At 65.1% G+C, this 18,269-nt stretch carries 14 protein-coding genes, 1 other RNA gene and 1 pseudogene; 10 read left to right on the forward strand and 6 right to left on the reverse strand.

Translation table 11 applies throughout. The annotated features are described in order from the left end of the window. Positions 1-476: 476 nt before the first annotated feature. From ACDA63_RS03410 to kdpE, 6 genes and pseudogenes are all read left to right on the forward strand, one after another. On the forward strand, positions 477-569 hold the full coding sequence (locus tag ACDA63_RS03410) for a potassium-transporting ATPase subunit F (RefSeq protein ID WP_373661770.1): 93 nt from the start codon (positions 477-479) through the stop codon (positions 567-569). Beyond that, entirely contained in the window at positions 566-2,350 is a 1,785-nt protein-coding gene (kdpA, locus tag ACDA63_RS03415; protein WP_373661771.1) for a potassium-transporting ATPase subunit KdpA, read from the forward strand. Before ACDA63_RS03410 ends, kdpA begins: the two co-directional genes overlap by 4 nt. 11 nt (positions 2,351-2,361) lie before the next feature. After that, the gene (gene kdpB / locus ACDA63_RS03420; RefSeq protein WP_373661772.1) at positions 2,362-4,446 is read left to right on the forward strand and encodes a potassium-transporting ATPase subunit KdpB; all 2,085 of its coding nucleotides are present in this window, start codon (positions 2,362-2,364) and stop codon (positions 4,444-4,446) included. Beyond that, positions 4,446-5,066: a potassium-transporting ATPase subunit KdpC gene (gene kdpC / locus ACDA63_RS03425; RefSeq protein ID WP_373661773.1), complete on the forward strand. Its 621-nt coding sequence runs from the start codon at positions 4,446-4,448 to the stop codon at positions 5,064-5,066. The genes kdpB and kdpC overlap by 1 nt, the downstream gene beginning before the upstream one ends. Further along, the gene (locus ACDA63_RS03430) at positions 5,063-7,729 is read left to right on the forward strand and encodes a DUF4118 domain-containing protein (RefSeq protein WP_373661774.1); all 2,667 of its coding nucleotides are present in this window, start codon (positions 5,063-5,065) and stop codon (positions 7,727-7,729) included. The genes kdpC and ACDA63_RS03430 overlap by 4 nt, the downstream gene beginning before the upstream one ends. After that, positions 7,726-8,406: pseudogene (kdpE, locus tag ACDA63_RS03435) on the forward strand (two-component system response regulator KdpE); the annotation flags it as partial. The gene ACDA63_RS03430 and the pseudogene kdpE, both read left to right, overlap by 4 nt. Positions 8,407-8,435: 29 nt before the next feature. Here the strand turns inward: kdpE and rnpB are convergent. Then, positions 8,436-8,815: RNase P RNA component class A (rnpB, locus tag ACDA63_RS03440), an RNA gene on the reverse strand. A gap of 130 nt (positions 8,816-8,945) precedes the next feature. Here rnpB and ACDA63_RS03445 point away from each other — a divergent pair. Next, positions 8,946-10,160 carry an HD-GYP domain-containing protein gene (locus ACDA63_RS03445; protein ID WP_373661775.1) on the forward strand — a complete coding sequence of 405 codons (1,215 nt, stop codon included), beginning with the start codon at positions 8,946-8,948 and terminating at the stop codon, positions 10,158-10,160. 65 nt (positions 10,161-10,225) lie between these two features. Here ACDA63_RS03445 and ACDA63_RS03450 read toward each other — a convergent pair whose 3' ends face one another. Then, positions 10,226-10,642 carry a hypothetical protein gene (locus ACDA63_RS03450; RefSeq protein ID WP_373661776.1) on the reverse strand — a complete coding sequence of 139 codons (417 nt, stop codon included), beginning with the start codon at positions 10,640-10,642 and terminating at the stop codon, positions 10,226-10,228. Positions 10,643-10,655: 13 nt separating this feature from the next. Continuing rightward, the gene (gene pyrC, locus ACDA63_RS03455) at positions 10,656-11,693 is read right to left on the reverse strand and encodes a dihydroorotase (protein WP_373661777.1); all 1,038 of its coding nucleotides are present in this window, start codon (positions 11,691-11,693) and stop codon (positions 10,656-10,658) included. A 393-nt stretch (positions 11,694-12,086) separates the two neighbouring features. Between pyrC and ACDA63_RS03460 the strand changes: the two genes are divergently transcribed. The 3 genes from ACDA63_RS03460 to ACDA63_RS03470 are packed head-to-tail and all read left to right on the forward strand — an operon-like array spanning position 12,087 to position 15,284. After that, a complete protein-coding gene (locus tag ACDA63_RS03460; RefSeq protein WP_373661778.1) occupies positions 12,087-13,289 on the forward strand; it encodes a cation:proton antiporter in 1,203 nt (400 codons plus the stop codon). Between the two features lie 10 nt (positions 13,290-13,299). Further along, positions 13,300-14,463 (forward strand): YbdK family carboxylate-amine ligase, encoded by a 1,164-nt coding sequence (locus tag ACDA63_RS03465; protein WP_373661779.1) that lies wholly within the window; start codon positions 13,300-13,302, stop codon positions 14,461-14,463. Next, entirely contained in the window at positions 14,445-15,284 is an 840-nt protein-coding gene (locus ACDA63_RS03470; protein WP_373661780.1) for a gamma-glutamyl-gamma-aminobutyrate hydrolase family protein, read from the forward strand. The genes ACDA63_RS03465 and ACDA63_RS03470 overlap by 19 nt, the downstream gene beginning before the upstream one ends. 31 nt (positions 15,285-15,315) lie before the next feature. On the opposite strand, the gene ACDA63_RS03475 is transcribed toward ACDA63_RS03470, so the two are convergent. The 3 genes from ACDA63_RS03475 to kduI all read right to left on the reverse strand — a co-directional run bounded on the left by ACDA63_RS03475 (position 15,316) and on the right by kduI (position 18,141). After that, positions 15,316-15,684, reverse strand: coding sequence for a DsrE/DsrF/TusD sulfur relay family protein (locus ACDA63_RS03475; protein ID WP_373661781.1), 369 nt, complete (start codon positions 15,682-15,684; stop codon positions 15,316-15,318). Next, on the reverse strand, positions 15,681-17,117 hold the full coding sequence (locus ACDA63_RS03480; RefSeq protein ID WP_373661782.1) for a chloride channel protein: 1,437 nt from the start codon (positions 17,115-17,117) through the stop codon (positions 15,681-15,683). The genes ACDA63_RS03475 and ACDA63_RS03480 overlap by 4 nt, the downstream gene beginning before the upstream one ends. Before the next feature lie 169 nt (positions 17,118-17,286). Further along, the gene (gene kduI, locus ACDA63_RS03485; protein ID WP_373661783.1) at positions 17,287-18,141 is read right to left on the reverse strand and encodes a 5-dehydro-4-deoxy-D-glucuronate isomerase; all 855 of its coding nucleotides are present in this window, start codon (positions 18,139-18,141) and stop codon (positions 17,287-17,289) included. Positions 18,142-18,269 lie beyond the last annotated feature (128 nt).

The raw sequence follows: 18,269 nt of genomic DNA on the forward strand, positions 1-18,269 counted from the left end.
GGCCTTTGCCCCGCTCTGCCATTTCATGCCACGTCGGCGGGATTTTGGCCCACTTTCACCCATTTCCTCCCACTTAGCTCCACTGTAGATAAAAGGCCAACACCGGTCAAGATCGAGTCGGCCGGTTTTTCGCCATGGGGACAGACACTTACGGCCGATTGCCTATGGATTGAGCGACGGATTTTGTCGGGATTTGGCAACAACACCATCAGACCATTCCGAAACACGCTGCATCGCAGCACGACGCGTGACGCAGAAAGACGCCGCCGATCGCGTCTTTACGGCTTCTTTACGCGTCCCCGCGCCCTTTTGATGCCGACTTTACGGGCCCCTCCCTAGAGTGACGCGATGCAGCAACGCTGCTGCACAACCTGGGAGAGAAACATGGCTGACGTCCTGCAACTGCTGCTCATCGCCGTATTGGCGGCGGGCGCGGTGCTACTGCTGGCGGCTTGCCGCTCGCTGGAGGCGCGCCGATGAACGCTGACCTCTGGCTGGCGGGCGGAATGGCCGCCCTGCTGTTCATCTACTTGCTGATTGCCCTGTTCCGGGCCGAGGAGATGTCATGAACGACTCGGCTCCGATACAGATCGGCCTTTTTCTGGCGGTTCTGTTCGTGCTGGCGTGGCCGCTCAGCCGCTATCTGGCGTTTCTGTTCGATAACGGCGTGTCGGTGCGCTATCCGCGCCTGGCCGCGTGGGCGAATCGCCTCTACCGCGCCTGCGGCGTGAAACCCGACCAGGACATGAACGCCTGGCGTTACGGCGCCGCACTGCTGGCGTTCAACGTCATCGGCGTCCTGGTGGTCTATGCCCTGCAGCGCCTGCAGGCCGGATTGCCGCTCAACCCGGCCGCCATGCCGGCCGTTGAGCCGAGTTCGGCGTTCAATACGGCCATCAGCTTCGTCACCAATACAAACTGGCAGGGATATTCGGGCGAGGCGACCATGAGCCACCTTACCCAGATGCTGGCGCTGGCGGTCCAGAACTTCCTGTCCGCCGCCACCGGCATGGCGGTCGCCGCAGCGCTGATTCGCGGCTTCGCGCGCAAGACGACATCCGGCATCGGCAACGCCTGGGTCGATCTGACGCGCGGCACCTTGGGGGTGCTGTTGCCGCTGAGCGTGGTACTGGCGATCTTCCTGGTCGCACAGGGGACGGTGCAGAACTTCGAAGCGCCGCGCGAAGCAACACTGACCGAACCTGTCACCTATCAACAGGCGGTGATGGATGCGGCCGGCAATCCCGTCAAGAACGCTGCCGGGCAACCGCTGACGACCACTGTCACGGCGATGACGCAGTTGCTGCCCATGGGGCCGGTCGCCTCGCAAGAGGCCATCAAGATGTTCGGCACCAACGGTGGCGGCTTCTTCAATGCCAATTCGGCGCACCCGTTCGAAAACCCCACGCCGCTGACCAATTTCGCGCAGATGCTGGCGATCTTCCTGATCCCGGCCGCTTTGTGCCTCGCCTTCGGGCGCATGGTCGGCGACGCGCGCCAAGGCGTGGCGATCCTGGCCGCGATGACCGTGATCTTCATCGTGATGGCGGCCGTGGCGATCAAGGCCGAAGGCCACGCCAATCCGCTGCTGACGGCGTTGGGCATGGACGGGAACGGCGGCAACCTCGAGGGCAAGGACGTGCGCTTCGGCAGCGTCGCGTCGGCCCTCTTTGCCGTGGTGACCACGGCGGCTTCATGCGGCGCGGTCAACGCCATGCATGACAGCTTCATGCCGCTGGGCGGGCTGGTCCCGATGTGGCTGATCCAACTGGGCGAAGTCGTCTTCGGCGGCGTCGGCGCAGGCCTGTACGGCATGCTGGTCTTTGCCATCGAAGCGGTGTTCCTCGCCGGCCTGATGATCGGCCGCACGCCTGAATACCTCGGCAAGAAGCTCGAGTCATTCGAGATGAAGATGGTCTCGGTGGCGATCCTCGCCACGCCATTGCTGATCCTCGGTGGCACCGCGCTGGCAGTTACCGCGGGCAGCGGACTCGCCGGCTTCGCAAATCCCGGGGCGCACGGCTTTTCAGAGGCGCTGTACGCATTCTCGTCAGCCGCCAACAACAACGGTTCGGCCTTCGCCGGGCTTTCGGCCAACACGCCCTTCTACAACACCTTGCTGGCGGTGGCGATGTGGTTCGGCCGCTTCACGGTCATCGTCCCCGTGCTGGCGATCGCCGGGCACCTTGCCGCCAAGCCGCGCCTGGCCGAATCGGCCGGCACGTTCCCGACGCATGGCCCGCTGTTCGTTGTGCTGCTGGTCGGCACGGTGGTGCTGGTCGGCGCGCTGACTTACCTGCCCGCGCTCGCCCTCGGCCCGATCGTCGAGCACCTGCAATTGTTCCATTGATGGGGACACTCATGAGCAAGACCCAATCCCTTGCGCTGTTCGATCCGAAACTGGTCAGGCCCGCGCTGTTCCAGGCGTTGCGCAAACTGTCGCCGGTGGCGCAATGGCGCAACCCGGTAATGTTCGTAGTATGGGCTGGCAGCATTCTCACCACACTGCTCGCGATCCAGGCAAGCAGCGGCCATGACAGCGACGCAGCATTCGTCTGGGCCGTCGCAGCGTGGCTGTGGTTCACCGTGTTGTTCGCCAACTTCGCCGAAGCGCTCGCCGAAGGACGCGGCAAGGCGCAGGCGGATGCCCTGCGCGCGCTCGGCCGCGTCACGCAGGCCAAGGTGCTGACCGAGCCTCGCCACGGTGCGACGTGGGCGCTGCGCCCGTCGACCACCTTGCACGCGCAGGATGTCGTACTGATTGAAGCCGGCGATACGGTACCCGGCGATGGCGAAGTCATCGAGGGCGTGGCGTCCGTCGATGAGTCCGCCATCACCGGCGAATCCGCGCCTGTGATCCGCGAGGCCGGCGGCGATTTCTGCTCCGTCACCGGCGGCACGCGCGTGCTGTCGGACTGGCTGGTGGTGCGCATCACGGCCAATCCGGGCGACGCCTTTCTCGATCGCATGATCGCGATGGTCGAAAGCGCGCGGCGCGGGCGCACGCCGAACGAGATCGCGCTGACCATCCTGCTGGTGGCGATGACATTGGTCTTCCTCTTCGTATGTGTCAGCCTGCTGCCCTTCTCGATCTACAGCGTGCGCGCTGCGGGCCAGGGCACACCGATCAGCATCACCGCGCTCGTCGCGCTGCTCGTATGCCTGATCCCGACAACCATCGCCGGACTGCTTTCGGCCATTGGCGTTGCCGGCATGAGCCGCATGATGCAGGCCAACGTCATCGCGACGTCGGGGCGCGCAGTCGAAGCCGCAGGCGACGTCGACGTGCTGCTGCTCGACAAGACCGGCACCATCACGCTCGGCAACCGGCAGGCCAGCGCATTCCTGCCTGCCGCGGGCATCGGCGAGCGGGAGTTGGCCGATGCGGCCCAACTGGCGTCGCTGGCCGACGAAACCCCCGAGGGACGCAGCATCGTCGTGCTCGCCAAGGAGCGCTTCCAGTTGCGGGGACGCGAGCTGTTCGAAGCCAGCTTCGTTCCATTCACCGCACAGACACGCATGAGCGGCGTCGATATCGGCGGACAGGACGCGCAGCAGCACGGCAAGCGACACATCCGCAAAGGTGCGGCGGACGCCGTGCGTGCGTGGGTGGAAGAGCAAGGCGCGAGCTTTCCGCGCGATGTGAACGACACGGTGGATGCCGTCGCCAAACGCGGCAGCACGCCGCTGGTGGTGGCCGACGGTCGTCGCGTACTCGGCGTCATCGAACTCAAGGACATCGTCAAGGGCGGCATCGCGGAGCGCTTCGCGTCGCTGCGCCGCATGGGCATCCGCACGGTGATGATCACGGGCGACAACCGCCTGACGGCCGCGGCAATCGCGGCGGAAGCCGGCGTGGATGACTTCCTTGCCGAAGCGCGCCCCGAAGACAAGCTGCGTCTGATCCGCGACTACCAATCCAAGGGGCACCTGGTCGCCATGACCGGCGACGGCACCAACGACGCGCCCGCCTTGGCGCAGGCCGATGTGGCGGTGGCGATGAACTCCGGCACGCAGGCGGCCAAGGAAGCCGGCAACATGGTCGATCTCGACTCGAACCCGACCAAGCTCATCGAGATCGTCGAGACCGGCAAGCAGATGCTGATGACGCGCGGCGCGCTCACGACTTTCTCGGTCGCCAACGACGTCGCCAAGTATTTCGCCATCCTGCCGGCGGTATTCGTCGGCGCCTATCCGCAACTGGCGCGGCTGGACGTAATGCGCCTGGGCAGTCCGGCCTCGGCGATCCTGTCCGCGGTGATCTTCAATGCGCTCATCATCGTCGTGCTCATCCCGCTGGCATTGCGCGGCGTGCGCTATCGCCCGGTCGGTGCCGCGCGCCTGCTGCGACGAAACATCCTCGTCTACGGCTTGGGCGGCGTGCTGCTGCCCTTTCCCGCCATCAAGCTCATCGACATCCTGCTCAATGCCATTGGAGTGGCGTGATGAAAGACCTTCACAACGAAAGCGAAAACACCTCCGTCTGGCGCAACCTCATCGAAGAGCTACGCCCGGCCGTCTCGATCTTCATCCTGCTCACGCTCGTGACGGGTGCGCTCTACCCGGCCGGCATCACGGCGATCGCTCAGGCCGTCTTTCCGGAGCAGGCCAACGGCAGCCTCATCGAACGCGACGGCAAGGTGGTCGGCTCGTCGCTCATCGGACAGTCTTTCAGCGATGCGCGGTACCTGTGGAGCCGCCCCTCCGCCACTGCGCCGCAACCGTACAACGCGCTAGCCTCGTCCGGCTCCAACCTCGGCCCGCTCAACCCAGCGCTCGCAGAGACGGTGGCGGCGCGCATCGAAACGCAGCGCAAGGCGAATCCCACCCAGACCGGACCCGTCCCGCAGGAACTGGTCACCGCGTCCGCTTCGGGGCTCGATCCGCACATCTCGCCCGCCGCCGCCCACTGGCAAGTGCCACGCATTGCCAGCGCACGCGGGCTGCCAGCCGAGCGTGTTGCAGCTATCATCGACGCCGAGACCGAGCGCCCCACTTTCGGGCTGTTCGGCCAAGCGCGCGTGAATGTGCTGCGCGTCAACCTGGCGCTGGATGACCTGAAGTGAGTGACGCACGCCCCGACCCGGATCGCCTGCTGGCCGCCATCGAGCGCGAGGCGACCGAAGCCGTGCGCGGGCGCCTGAAGATCTTTTTCGGCGCCTGCGCCGGCGTGGGCAAGACTTACGCCATGCTTGGCGCGGCGCGCCAGCGGCTCGCCGAGGGCGTCGACATTGTCATCGGCGTAGTCGACACGCACGGTCGAACGGAAACCGAGGCACTGCTCGACGGTCTGCCGCTCTTGCCGCGCCGCCAGTTGGAATATCGCGGCAGAACACTTGCCGAGTTCGATCTCGATGCGGCCCTCGCGCGACGCCCGCAGGTGATCGTCGTCGACGAACTGGCTCACAACAACATTGAAGGCAGCCGTCACCGCAAACGCTGGCAGGACGTGCAGGAACTGCTCGATGCCGGCATCGACGTGTGGACCGCGCTCAATGTCCAGCACATCGAAAGCCTCAACGACATTGTCGGCGGCATCACGGGCATCCGCGTGCGCGAGACTGTCCCCGATCGCATCTTCGAACAGGCCGACGAAGTATCGCTGGTCGACCTGCCGCCCGAAGAGCTCCAGGCACGCCTCAAGGCTGGCAAGGTATATCTCGGCGACGCGGCAGCGCACGCTGCCGACAACTTCTTTCGTACGGGCAATCTGATTGCTCTGCGCGAGTTGGCGCTGCGCCGCACGGCGGATCGCGTCGACGCGCAGATGCGCGCGTGGCGAGCAGACCGCGCAATCGAACATGTGTGGGCCACCCGCGACCGCTTCATCGTCTGCATCGGGCCGCACGGCAATGGCGAAGCGCTGGTCCGCAATGCCGCGCGCACCGCAGGGCGACAGCAGGCCGAATGGATTGCGCTGAGCGTCGAGACGCCCGAGATGGCGGGCGAGGCCGAAGCGCGTCGCACGGCGCGCATGCGGGCGCTCAAGCTGGCAGCGTCGCTCGGCGCCGAGGTGTGCACGGTCAGCGCGGGCAATGTCGCCGAAGCCATCGCGCGGTTCGCCAACAGTCGCAACGCGGCCAGGCTGATTATTGGCAACACGCATGCGGCGCCATGGCAAAGATTGGTGCGCCGGCCCCTGCTCGACCAATTGACAGCCGTCGCGCGCGATCTGGAAATCACCGTCGTCGCGCTGCCCGGACTCGTGCGCCCGCCTGCCTCGCGCCCCACAAGCAGCTTTCGCTGGCAAGGCTATGTGTGGGCACTCGTCGCGTGCGGCGTGACCTGTATCGTCGCGGCGCTGCTGGGCTCATTCTTCGACCCGCCCAACGTGGTGATGGTGTTCCTGCTCACGGTGGTGGGGGTGGCATTGCGCTTCGGGCGCGGGCCGGGAGCTTTCGCAGCGTGCGTGTCGGTCGCCGCATTCGACTATTTTTTCGTTCCACCGAGGCTGGCGTTTTCGGTCAACGATACGCAATACATCTTCACGTTCGTGTTGATGCTGGCCGTCGCGCTGATCATCGGGCAACTCGCCGCCAAGCTTAAGTTCGAAGCCGTCACCGCCAGCCGGCGCGAGCACCGCTCGATCCAGCAGGCGGAGTTGTCGCGCGCGCTGTCGGGTGCGCTATCGACCGAGCAGATCGTTGAAGTCGCCACACATCGCGTGGCTGGGATGTTGCAGACGCGCGTCGCCGTGCTGTTGCCCGACGCGCAGGGACGCATGCACACCAGCGGGGCCACGGACCCGGCGCTGGCCGACCTGGCCGTCGCACAATGGGTGTTCGACCACGAGCGCAGCGCCGGGCGCGGCACGGCCACCTTGCCGGCGGCGGCCGCGTGCTACTTCCCCTTGCGCGCCCCGATGCGCGTGCGCGGCGTGGTGGCCGTGGTGCCGCAGGAAGACGATGCGTTGAACGACCCCGATGTCGCCCGCATGCTCGACAGCGCCTTCGGGCAGATCGCGCAGGCGCTCGAACGCGTCCACTACGCCGAGGTGGCGCAGGACGCTTTGGTCGCAATGGAATCCGAACGCTTGCGCAACTCGCTGCTCGCCGCCGTGTCGCACGATCTGCGCACGCCCCTGACCGGCCTGGTCGGCATGGCCGACACCCTGGCCGCGCGGGAGGGCCGATCGCCGGAAGAGCAGACAATGATCGCGGACATGCGCCAGACCGCGCACCGATTGGCGGCGCTGGTGACCAACCTGCTCGACATGGCGCGCTTGCAGACGGGGCGCATCGCGCTGCGCCGCGACTGGTGCGCCATTGAAGAAGTGATCGAAACCGCCACGCGCCAGCTCGGGCCCGCGCTGGCGCAGCACGTCGTGCGGATCGAGGTCGCGCCGAACCTGCCGCTGTGCGAATTCGATCCGGCGCTGATCGAGCGCGTGCTGGCCAATCTTCTCGACAACGCCGCCAAGTACACGCCGACCGGCTCGCATATAGACATCATCGCGCGCATCGATGACGGCATGCTCGAAGTGTGTGTGGATGACGACGGCCCCGGCCTGCCGCCCGGCGCCACCGAACGCGTGTTCGGCATGTTCGAGCGTGGCGCGGCCGAGTCGTCGCAACCCGGCGTCGGGTTGGGACTGGCGATCTGCCGGGCCATCGTCGAAGCGCACGGCGGCACCATCGACGCCGGCAAGAGCACAGCGGGCGGCACGCGCTTCCGCTTCCGCCTGCCACAGGGCACGCCGCCATCGCTGGATGAAGAGGACAAGACATGAGCACCGGGCATCGCATCCTCATCGTCGAAGATGACCAGGTCATTCGTCGCTTCGTGCGCACCTCGCTCGAAAGCGAAGGCTGCCAGGTCTTCGAGGCCGAGACGGCGGCGCGCGGACTGGTGGAGGCCGGCACGCGGCAGCCTGCGCTGATCATTCTCGACCTGGGGCTGCCTGACCGCGACGGACAGGATGTCATCCGCGATCTGCGCGCCTGGTCGCAGGTGCCGATCGTCGTGCTGTCGGCCCGCACGGATGAAGCCGAAAAGGTGGCCGCGCTCGACGCCGGCGCCGACGATTACCTTGTCAAACCCTTCGGTGTGCCTGAACTGCTCGCGCGGGTGCGTGCGCAATTGCGACGAGGCGCCCAGTCCTCGCGGGACGACGATCCGGTATTCCGCTTCGGTGATGTGGTCGTCGACTCCATCGGCAGGCGCATCACGCGCGACGGGGAGGAAATCCATCTCACCCCGATCGAATATCGCCTGTTGATGGCATTGATTCGCGGACAGGGTCGCGTACTGACGCACCGCCAGTTGATGATCGATGCGTGGGGACCAGGCTATGCCGAGCGCACGCATTACCTGCGCATCTACATGAAGCAATTGCGCGACAAGCTCGAGCGCGACCCGATGGTGCCGCGCCACCTGCTCACCGAAACTGGCGTGGGATATCGTTTGCAGGGGCTGGAGGCCTGCAAGCCGGGAGAAGTGGAAGTCCGTCGATAAGCCGGGTTCTGTCGCGCCGTCTTGCGACGACGGGGCAGTCATTCCTCTGGACGGCACGTTACCGTGACGCTCTAGCAGCCTACCCGGGAGCAACGCGAGCCACGTTAACGCTCCCCTATTTGGCCTTGCCCCGGATGGGGTTTGCCATGCCGGTCCTGTTGCCAGTCCCGCGGTGGGCTCTTACCCCACCGTTTCACCCTTACCTGTGCCCGAAGGCCATCGGCGGTCTATTCTCTGTTGCACTTTCCGTCGCCTTGGGTCTTTCGACTTATAGCGCCCGGCCGTTAGCCGGCATCCTGCTCTACGGGGCCCGGACTTTCCTCCACGCACTTGCGCGCGCAGCGACTGCCTGACGAACTTCCGGCGCCGATTATACGGGAGGATCGGCCATCCGCCCGATGTGTCATTGTGTGTCGCCAAACCGCAAGGCTTCAGATTTTGCGACGGTGGTCGTCAACGTCATTGGAGACGCCCTTCACTGCAGCAAGCGAATGATCAAGAAAATATCGGTGTCCGCCCTCCGGGTCGGCATGCATATAGAAGAACTCGGCTGCGACTGGCTGTCGCACCCTTTCTTTCGCAGCAGCTTCAAAGTCACCGCAGAAGACCAGATCAGCAAGATCGTAGATGCCGGCATTCACGACGTCTACATCGACACCGATCGCGGGCTGGACGTGCCCGACGCGCCGACCGCCGAGGAAGTCCGCGATACGCTCCAGCAGCAGATCGTCGAGATCGCTTCGCAGCCGATGCTGCCGATCCGGGTATCCGTCGCCGAGGAATACCAGCGCGCCAGCGCCGTACGCAGCAGCGCCCAGAAGCTGGTGAAAGACGTGATGCGCGATGCGCGGCTGGGCCGCGCGGTAGAGCTCGAACGCATCGAGCCGCTGGTGGAACAGATCACCGACTCGATCCTGCGCAACGACAGCGCGCTGGTCGGCCTGCTGACCATCAAGAACAAGGACGACTACACCTTCCTGCATTCGGTCAGCGTGTGCACGCTGCTCGTTGCCTTCTGCCGCACGCTGGGCATCGATTCCGAAACCACCCGGCTCGCCGGTATTGGCGGCCTGCTGCATGACACCGGCAAGGCATTCATCCCGGACGAAGTGCTCAACAAGCCCGGACGGCTGACTGAAGAAGAGTTCGACATCATCCGCCGCCACCCACGGTTAGGTTACGACGTACTGGTGCAGACGAAGGGCATCCATCAGATTCCGCTCGATATCACGCTGCATCACCACGAGCGGCTGGACGGACAGGGCTACCCGGACAAGCTGGCCTCGGACCGTATCGGCCAGCTCGTGCGCATGGCGTCGATCGTCGACGTCTACGACGCCATCACTTCCGACCGCTGCTATCACCAGGGCATGCCGGCAACCGATGCACTGCGCAAGCTCCACGAATGGAGCGCGCATCACTTCGACCCGATGCTGGTGCAGGCCTTCATCCGCTGCGTGGGAATCTACCCGGTGGGCGCGCTGGTGCGGCTCGAATCCGGCCGGCTAGGCGTGGTGACGGAACAGAACGAACAGAGCCTGCTCGCGCCTCGGCTGAAAGTAATCTTCAGCACGCGCAGCAATGCGCGCGTGGAGCCATACGAGCTGGATCTTTCGCGCCCGCTGGGCTCAGGCGGCGGAGATCGTATCGTGAATCACGAAGACCCCGCCAAGTGGGGCCTGGACGTCACGCCGTTCATTCAGTAGGGAATTCATCGGCCTCTGCCCCGAACGCGCGTTCCCGCGCGATCGTGACCTGGTTCCGGAAACGTTCACGGCGCCACGGCCGCCTCGAAGACCAGCTTGCCGTCGCGCAGCGCGAAGCTGCCAACCTTGTGTCCCATCTCCTGTGGCGCCTGCTGCAACACCTGCACCGCGCAGCCGCTCATCGTCACCGCGTACCAATGCGAACCTTGCTGGACGACAAGATCGCCCGAGGGCGCGGCAAACACATCCATCGGCGTCATCGCCCTGGTGTCGTCCGGCAACGCATAGCGGCGCTGGCAGTCCGGCAGACTCGCCGGGACCAGTGCCTGCTGCACCGTATCGCTCCAGAAGAATTCCTGTTCGCGCAGAAGGGACAGGGTGCGATCGGCACTGCCCCCGATCTGATACGACGCACCGCTGTTCTCACACGCGGCGAGAACGGCAGGCAGTGCAAACAACACGACAATACGCGCAGATTTCATGTGGGATCGTCGATCAGTCTTCCAGGCGCCAGGCACAGGTTTCACCGGCGCGCAGCGGCACCAGCGGATCATCGGCCAGATACGGCAGCGTGGCCGGTACGGTCCAGGCGTCCTTCACCAGCGTGATCGTGTCGGCATTGCGGGGCAGCCCGTACCAGTCAGGGCCATTGAAGCTGGCAAAGGCTTCCAGCTTGTCGAGGGCCCCGGCTGCTTCAAACGCCTCGGCATACAGCTCGATGCCGGCGTGCGACGTGTAGCAACCGGCGCAGCCGCAGGCAGCCTCCTTGGTGCTCTTGCCGTGCGGTGCCGAATCGGTGCCAAGGAAGAAGCGCCCATTGCCCGAGATCGCGGCTTCGACCAGCGCCGTGCGGTGCGTCTCGCGCTTGAGTACCGGCAGGCAATAGTGATGAGGTCGGATGCCGCCGACGAAGATGGCGTTGCGGTTGAGCAGCAGATGGTGCGCCGTGATCGTCGCTGCCACGTGCTCGCCCGCGTCCATCACATACTGCGCCGCTTCGCGCGTGGTGATGTGCTCGAAGACCGTGCGAAGGCGCGGGAATTTCGCCGCAACCGGAGCCAGCACGCGATCGATAAACACGCGCTCGCGATCAAAGACATCAACATCTGCATGAGTCACCTCCCCGTGTACGCAAAGGACAAGACCCAGTGCTTCCATACGTTCCAGCACCGGGTACACATTTTCGATTGACGTCACGCCCGCGTCGGAGTTCGTCGTCGCGCCCGCCGGATACAACTTGACACTTTTGACGAAGCCGCTGGCCACGGCGCGATCGATCTCGTCGGGCGATGTGTTGTCTGTCAGGTACAACGTCATCAGCGGTTCGAACTTAAGCCCGGCCGGCACGGCCTGCACGATCCGTTCCCGATACTGCGCGGCCAGGGCGACGGTGGTCACCGGCGGGCGCAGGTTGGGCATGATGATGGCGCGGCCGAAGCGACGCGCACTGTCGGCGACGACGGCGGCCAGGGCTGCGCCGTCGCGCAGATGCAGGTGCCAGTCGTCGGGGCGCGTGAGGGTGAGCTTTTGCATGTCGTGAAACGAAACGGATTCGCGGAAGGGAGTCGGAGTGGCGATTTTAATCGAAACCGCTGCGGAACCTTTCTGTAACAAGAAGTGACGAAACCATGAGCCGGGCGCGCATCACTCCTGCGCGCGTCGGACCTCAGACCGGACGCGGCCATGCGGCCACCCGGACGAGCGCTCGGGGGAGCACTCCAGTACCGATCTCAATCCGCGCGGTGACGCGGAGATGGCGGCGCAGCGGCCCTGTCCCGCTCGTGCGCGCAGGCTGCCTTGCGAATACTCTCCCCCAAAGTAACGGCCAACTCAGGCCTCTATCACTGACGATCGCGCAGCACCTGTCCGCTCGTCACGCATCGGTCACGCAGTGGCCGCGGTTTTCGAATTTCGGGGACAACAACGATGGAAACACTCTTTTTCCTGCCGAATTGGCCGCCCGCCGCGACTGATCTGTCGTGGTTCGGCGTGATGCTGTTGTGCGCCGTGGTGCTGGGCGAACTCGGGCATAGCCTGCTGCGCCTGCCGCGCATCACCGGTTACGTGCTCGCCGGGGTGATCCTGAGTCCGGGCGTGGCCGGCTTCTGGTCGCCGGAAATGCTCGCCCGCATGCAGCCTTTCTACGACGTGGCTTTCGGCATCGTGCTGTTCGAACTCGGGCAGCGCATCGACCTGGGCTGGCTGCGTCGCAACCCGTGGCTGCTCGCCACGAGCATTGCCGAATCCCTGCTCGCCTTCGCCTTCGTCGGCGCCCTGCTGATGCTGCTCGACGTGCCGCCATTGGTCAGTGTGCTGGCCGCCGGGCTCGCCTCCGCCACGGGCCCGGCAGTCGTGCTCGGGGTGTGCGGCGACACCGCGGCGCGGGGCCAGGTCACCGAGCGGTTGCATCTGCTGTGCGCACTGTCGAGTTGCTACAGCTTCGTCACGCTGGGCGTGGCCTACGCGTGGCAGCACCAGGCGCACGCCTCGACGCTGGTGGTGACCGCACTGCACCCGATGTACCTGATCATGGGTTCGATCGCGCTGGGCGCCGCCATCGCAGCGCTCATGCTCGCGTTGCTCGCACGTATGCGCCCCGAGCAGAACGGACAGACCATTGGCGCCATCGCCGTGATCATCGCCACCGTGGCGATCGTCGACGAAATGCAACTGTCGGTCGTGATCACGCTGCTTGTCGCCGGCGTGCTGTGCCGCTCGCTCGACAAGCGCCGTCGCATGCAGCCGATGGATTTCGGCCTCATCGGGCGGCTGGCCCTGATCGTGGTGTTCGTTTCGACGGGCGCGCTGCTGCGGCCGGACGATTTCGTCACCGCCATCGTGCCGGCCCTGGGCCTGCTGGCCGCGCGTGCGCTCGGCAAGATCGTCGGCGTGTTCGTGTTTGCCCGCCCATCGGGCCTGCCGATGCGCAAGGCGTCTCTGCTGTCGATCAGCCTGTTGCCGATGTCGGGCGCCGCGCTCCTGTGGGTCGAGCGCACCACCGCCATCTGGCCGGAACTGGGCTCGCAATTGGCTGCCATCGTGCTGACGGCGCTGGTGATCATGGAACTGCTGGGGCCGCCCGCGCTGCAATTCGCCCTGCGGCGCGCCGACGAAACCACTCGCGACTGAGGGCTACCAAATGACGACCGAAGACATCACGACGCCGATCGCGCAAACGCCCAACACCACCGAGCTGAACTTCTCGCAATCGGACACGCTTACTCTGGGCGTGGAACTCGAACTGCAACTGGTCAGCCGCATGGACGGCGACCTGCAGCGCGGCGCGACGGAACTGCTCGCGCTCATCGAACGGCGCGAGCACCGGGGCGACTTCAAGCCCGAGATCACCGAGAGCATGATCGAAGTCAGCACCGGCATCCATCGCCGCTGCGACACGCTGTTGGACGAGCTGAATGCCGCTCGGGCGACACTCGTGGAGCAGGCGGATCGCCTCAACCTGCTGGTGTGCGGCGGCGGCGCACATCCGTTCCAGCACTGGGCGGACCGCAAGATCTTCGACACGCCGCGCTTTCATCAGCTCAACACGCTGTACGGTTATCTCGCCAAGCAATTCACCGTATTCGGTCAGCATATCCACGTCGGCTGCCCGTCCGGCGATGAGGCGTTGTTCCTGCTGCACGGCCTGTCGCGCTTCATTCCGCATTTCATCACGCTGTCGGCGGCGTCGCCCTATTACCAGGGCGTGGATACCGCATTCGATACTTCGCGCCTGAATGCGATCTCGGCCTTCCCGCTGTCGGGCAGAGCGCCGATGGTCAAGCGCTGGGCCGACTTCATCGCCTATTACGACAACATGAAGAGCTACGGCGTGATCGGCAGCATGAAGGACTTCTACTGGGACATCCGGCCCAAGCCCGAATTCGGCACGGTCGAAATCCGCATCTGCGACACCCCGCTGACGATCGAGCGGGCCGCCGCACTCGCGGCGTTGGCGCAGACGGTGTGCCGCTATCTGCTGATCGAACGCCCTTTCGTCATCGACGAATCCCTCTACGCGGTCTACACCTACAACCGCTTTCAGGCTGCACGCTTCGGCTTCGATGGCTGCATCATCGATCCGCAGACCAAGGAGCGCCGCAGCCTGCGCGACGATCTGGCCGACACGCTCGAAAAGCTCGCGCCCCACGCGGCTGAACTGGAAACCACCGATCTGCTCAAATCCTTGTGGCAGTCGGTCGAAGCGGGAAACCACGCGCAATGGATGCGCAACGCCTACCAGCGCAACCGCTCGTTCGGTGACCTGGTGTGGGAGCAAGCCCAGCTATGGCGCGGCCCACACTGAGCACGCCCACTACGCCTCTCGGCGGGGCCCGCACGCCGCCATTGCGCATTGGCGTATCGGCGCGACTGATGCACCAGCCGCCGATGGAGCTCGGATTCCGCGGCAAGAAATTGCAGTACATCGAGCAGTCCATCGCACACTGGATCATTGCCGAAGGCGCCCTGGCATTAATGATCCCGACGCTGGAGAGCGAGGGCGGCCTGCGCCGCGCCGCCGTACACGTGGGCGACTACGTGCGCGCCATTGACGGACTGGTGCTGCAGGGCGGCGCGGATGTGTCACCGCAGAGTTATGGCGAAGAAGCCATGCACCCGGAGTGGCGGGGCGATCGCGTGCGCGACCTGTACGAGCTCGACCTGCTGTGGGAGTGCATCATCCAGAACAAGCCGGTGCTGGGCATCTGCCGGGGCTGCCAATTGATCAACGTGGCCTTCGGCGGCACGCTCTACCAGGACGTCGCCACGCAGCTCGGCGGTGCGTTCAAGCACGTCGACCACGACGCCTATGATCGGCACGCGCACGGCGTTCGCTTCACCAAGGATTCGCTGCTCGAACGGCTCTACCCCACCGAGGACGATCCGCAGGTCACCAGCATCCACCATCAGGCCGTCAAGCAACTTGGCAACGGATTGGTGGTCGAGGCGCAGTCGATTCACGACGACGTCGTGGAAGCCATCCGCTGGACGGGCAACGGCTTCGTCTATGGCGTGCAGTGGCACCCGGAATTCCACCCCGCCCACAACAGCCACCTGCTCGATGGCGCGCCGTTGCTCGGCGAATTCCTGCGCGCGGCAAAGAAACGGGCCGGCGTCGTCGCCTGACGCCGGCGCCGACGTCGCGCGCAGACATGGTTCAGAACGTGATGACCTTGTCCGCCCACAGCGTCCATTCGGCCAGCTCCGGAAGCGTGCCGATCTCGACGCCGGAGGCCAGCGGCAATTTGTCGACGCCGCGCGCGACCGCACACGTGCGGCACAATTTTGCCGGCACACCCTGCCCGGTCAGGTCTTCGATCATCTGTTGCAGGCCGCCGCCCGCTGTCGCCTCCGCCTGCCCGGCCAGGCCGGTCGTCACGCCGTCCGACATGAAGAACAGGCGCAGGTGCGGAGTTGCGTCCCCATGCCCGGCCAGCGCAGAGGCCAGCCGAAGTGCGGACAGTACGCGTTCGCTGCCGTAAGGTGCGGCGTGCACGATGATCAGGATGCGTTGTGGTTGCGTCATGTGGGCTCCTTGGTGTTCGATGCCTGCTCGGTGATTGCAGCGTTGTCCAGCGGTGGTGCATCGCGTTCCGTATCAGGTGATGCGGCATTGTCTGCATCAGCGCCTGCCGCGGCGTTCTCGGCCGCCTTGGCGCCCTCCAACTGCAGTTGTGCGAGCGAGTGATACAGCGGCGGCGACACCAGGCGGGAGATGAGCGAGGCGACGAGTGCGGTCGCCATCAGGCTCAGCACCATCATGTGTCCGTCGATCATTTCCATGACGATGATGAAGGACGTGATCGGCGCCTGCGTGACGGCGGCGAGAAAGCCGACCATGCCCAGCGCCACCAGCGGCATCATCAGATCCGAATGCGTCAGCATGGCGATGTCGTAACCAATGCCGGCGCCCACCGACAGCGCCGGCGCGAAGATGCCGCCGGGAATGCCGCTCCAGTACGAAATCCACGTGGCAATGAACTTGACGCCTGCATAGAGGAACGGCACCGACTCTTCGTGCGCCAGCAGACCGCGGGTCAGTTCGTAGCCGCTGCCATGCGCCGAACCGCCGCTGACCAGCCCCAGGATCGCCACCGCCAGGCCACAGCCGCCGGCAAACCAAATCGGATGCGCGATGCGGAACGCCGTGACGCGATCCTTGGTGCCCGCCGACGACACGATCAGCAGGCGCGAGAACAATCCACCCAGCGCACCGCTGACCACGGCGCAGATGGCGGCCGGCACGAGCAGTGCAATGCGTGTCTCTTCGATCGTCAGACGACCGAAGTAGTTGAGATTGCCGAACACCGATACCGACACCAGACCGGCAATAATGATGGCCGTGACGATCACGCCGCTGGAGCGCTGCTCGAAACGGCGCGAGAGTTCTTCGATGGCGAACATCACGCCCGCCAGCGGTGTGTTGAATGCGGCGGCAATACCGGCGGCGCCGCCTGCCAGCATCAGATCGTTGGGCTGGATGCGCGAGTCGGGCCCCAGAAAGCGCCGGAAGCCGTGCATGATGCCGGCGGCGATCTGCACCGACGGTCCTTCGCGACCACTCGAAAAACCCACGCTCAGCGCCAGCGCGCCACATACACTCTTGATGATCGAGAGCCGGGTCGACACGAAGTGCCGGACGCGCGACGGCGGCACGCTCGGGTCGAGACACACCATCACCTGCGGAATGCCGCTGCCCGCGCTGCCCGGCGCCCAGGTGCGCGCGATCCACACCGCCAGCATGCCGCCCAAAGGAGTCAACAGCAGCGGCCAGGCAACACTGTGTGCGCGGATCGTCTGGAACAGATCCGCCGCGAACTCCGTCATCTTGGTGAACACCACCACGCACAGGCCCGCAACGATCGCCGCCAGCCACACGACGATGCGGTCGCGCCACGCGCGCCAGTCGGATAAGCGGTTGGCAAGCGCACTGGCTCGCAGGGATGGCAGGTCACTCATGGCAACATGGATGAAAGATGGAGAGGTTCACTCGTTCATTGGACCGACCGCGTTACAGCCCAAGCGCCGCGCAAGATCCGTGTTCTGCAATGCCTCGACACAAAACGACCCGCCGGCCTGAGCGCGAGCGGGTCGTTTGCTCAATTCCTGACTGAGAGAGCGCCGAGAATCACTTGAGCTGGCAGATATCCAGCACGTTCATGTCGGTGTAGTCGAGATTCTCGCCCCCCATCGCCCAGATGAACGTGTAGTTGCTCGTGCCCGAACCCATGTGGATCGACCACGGCGGCGATATGACGGCCTCATCCTTGGCCATGGTGATCTGACGCACGTCGTCCGGCTCGCCCATGAAGTGCATGATGCGTTGATCTTCGGCCAGGTCGAAATAGAAGTACGCCTCGGACCGGCGGTCATGCAGGTGTGGCGGGCAGGTATTCCACACGCTCCCCGGCTTGAGCGCGGTGAGGCCCAGCAGCAACTGGCACGACTTCACCGTCTGCGGAACGATGTACTGGTAGATGGTGCGCTCGTTGGAGGTCTCCAGCGCACCGCGTTCCAGCGGCACCGCCTTGTCGATGGAGATATGGGTCGTTTCGTACGCAGCGTGTGCCGGCGTCGACACCAGATAGAACTTGGCCGCGTTGCCCGCATCGGCCGACTCGAACGTCACGTCGGCCGCGCCCATGGCCACGTACAGGCCATCCTTGGGCTTCATCTCGAAACGCTTGCCGTCGACGATCACGGCGCCCTGCCCTGCGCCCACGTTGACGACGCCAAGCTCGCGACGCTCCAGGAAAGGCTTGTCCTTGGCGGACGCGGGCTCGGTCTGCACCGGCAGCGACACCTTCTTCGACACGGGCGCTGCGCCGCCGATGACCATGCGCTCGAAGTGGGTGTAGTTCAGGCGGACTTCGTCCGCGGCAAACAGATCAGTGATCAGGTAACGATTACGCAATTGATCATTCGTCGCACCCGGCATGGAATCCGGATGCGTGGCGTAATACGTCTTGCGGTAGAGGGTCATGGACAGAAGCTCCGGTCACGAATCGCGTGCGGGGGTCCGGGCACGCGGGGTTAGGGAACGGCCCGCATCGCCGCGAGTGGTGCATGGGCGAAGCGTCCGGCAAGAGTGCGGCAACCCATCAGCTCATT

This window comes from Uliginosibacterium sp. sgz301328, from assembly GCF_041807905.1.
Taxonomy (GTDB): Bacteria; Pseudomonadota; Gammaproteobacteria; order Burkholderiales; family Rhodocyclaceae; genus JBGVSA01.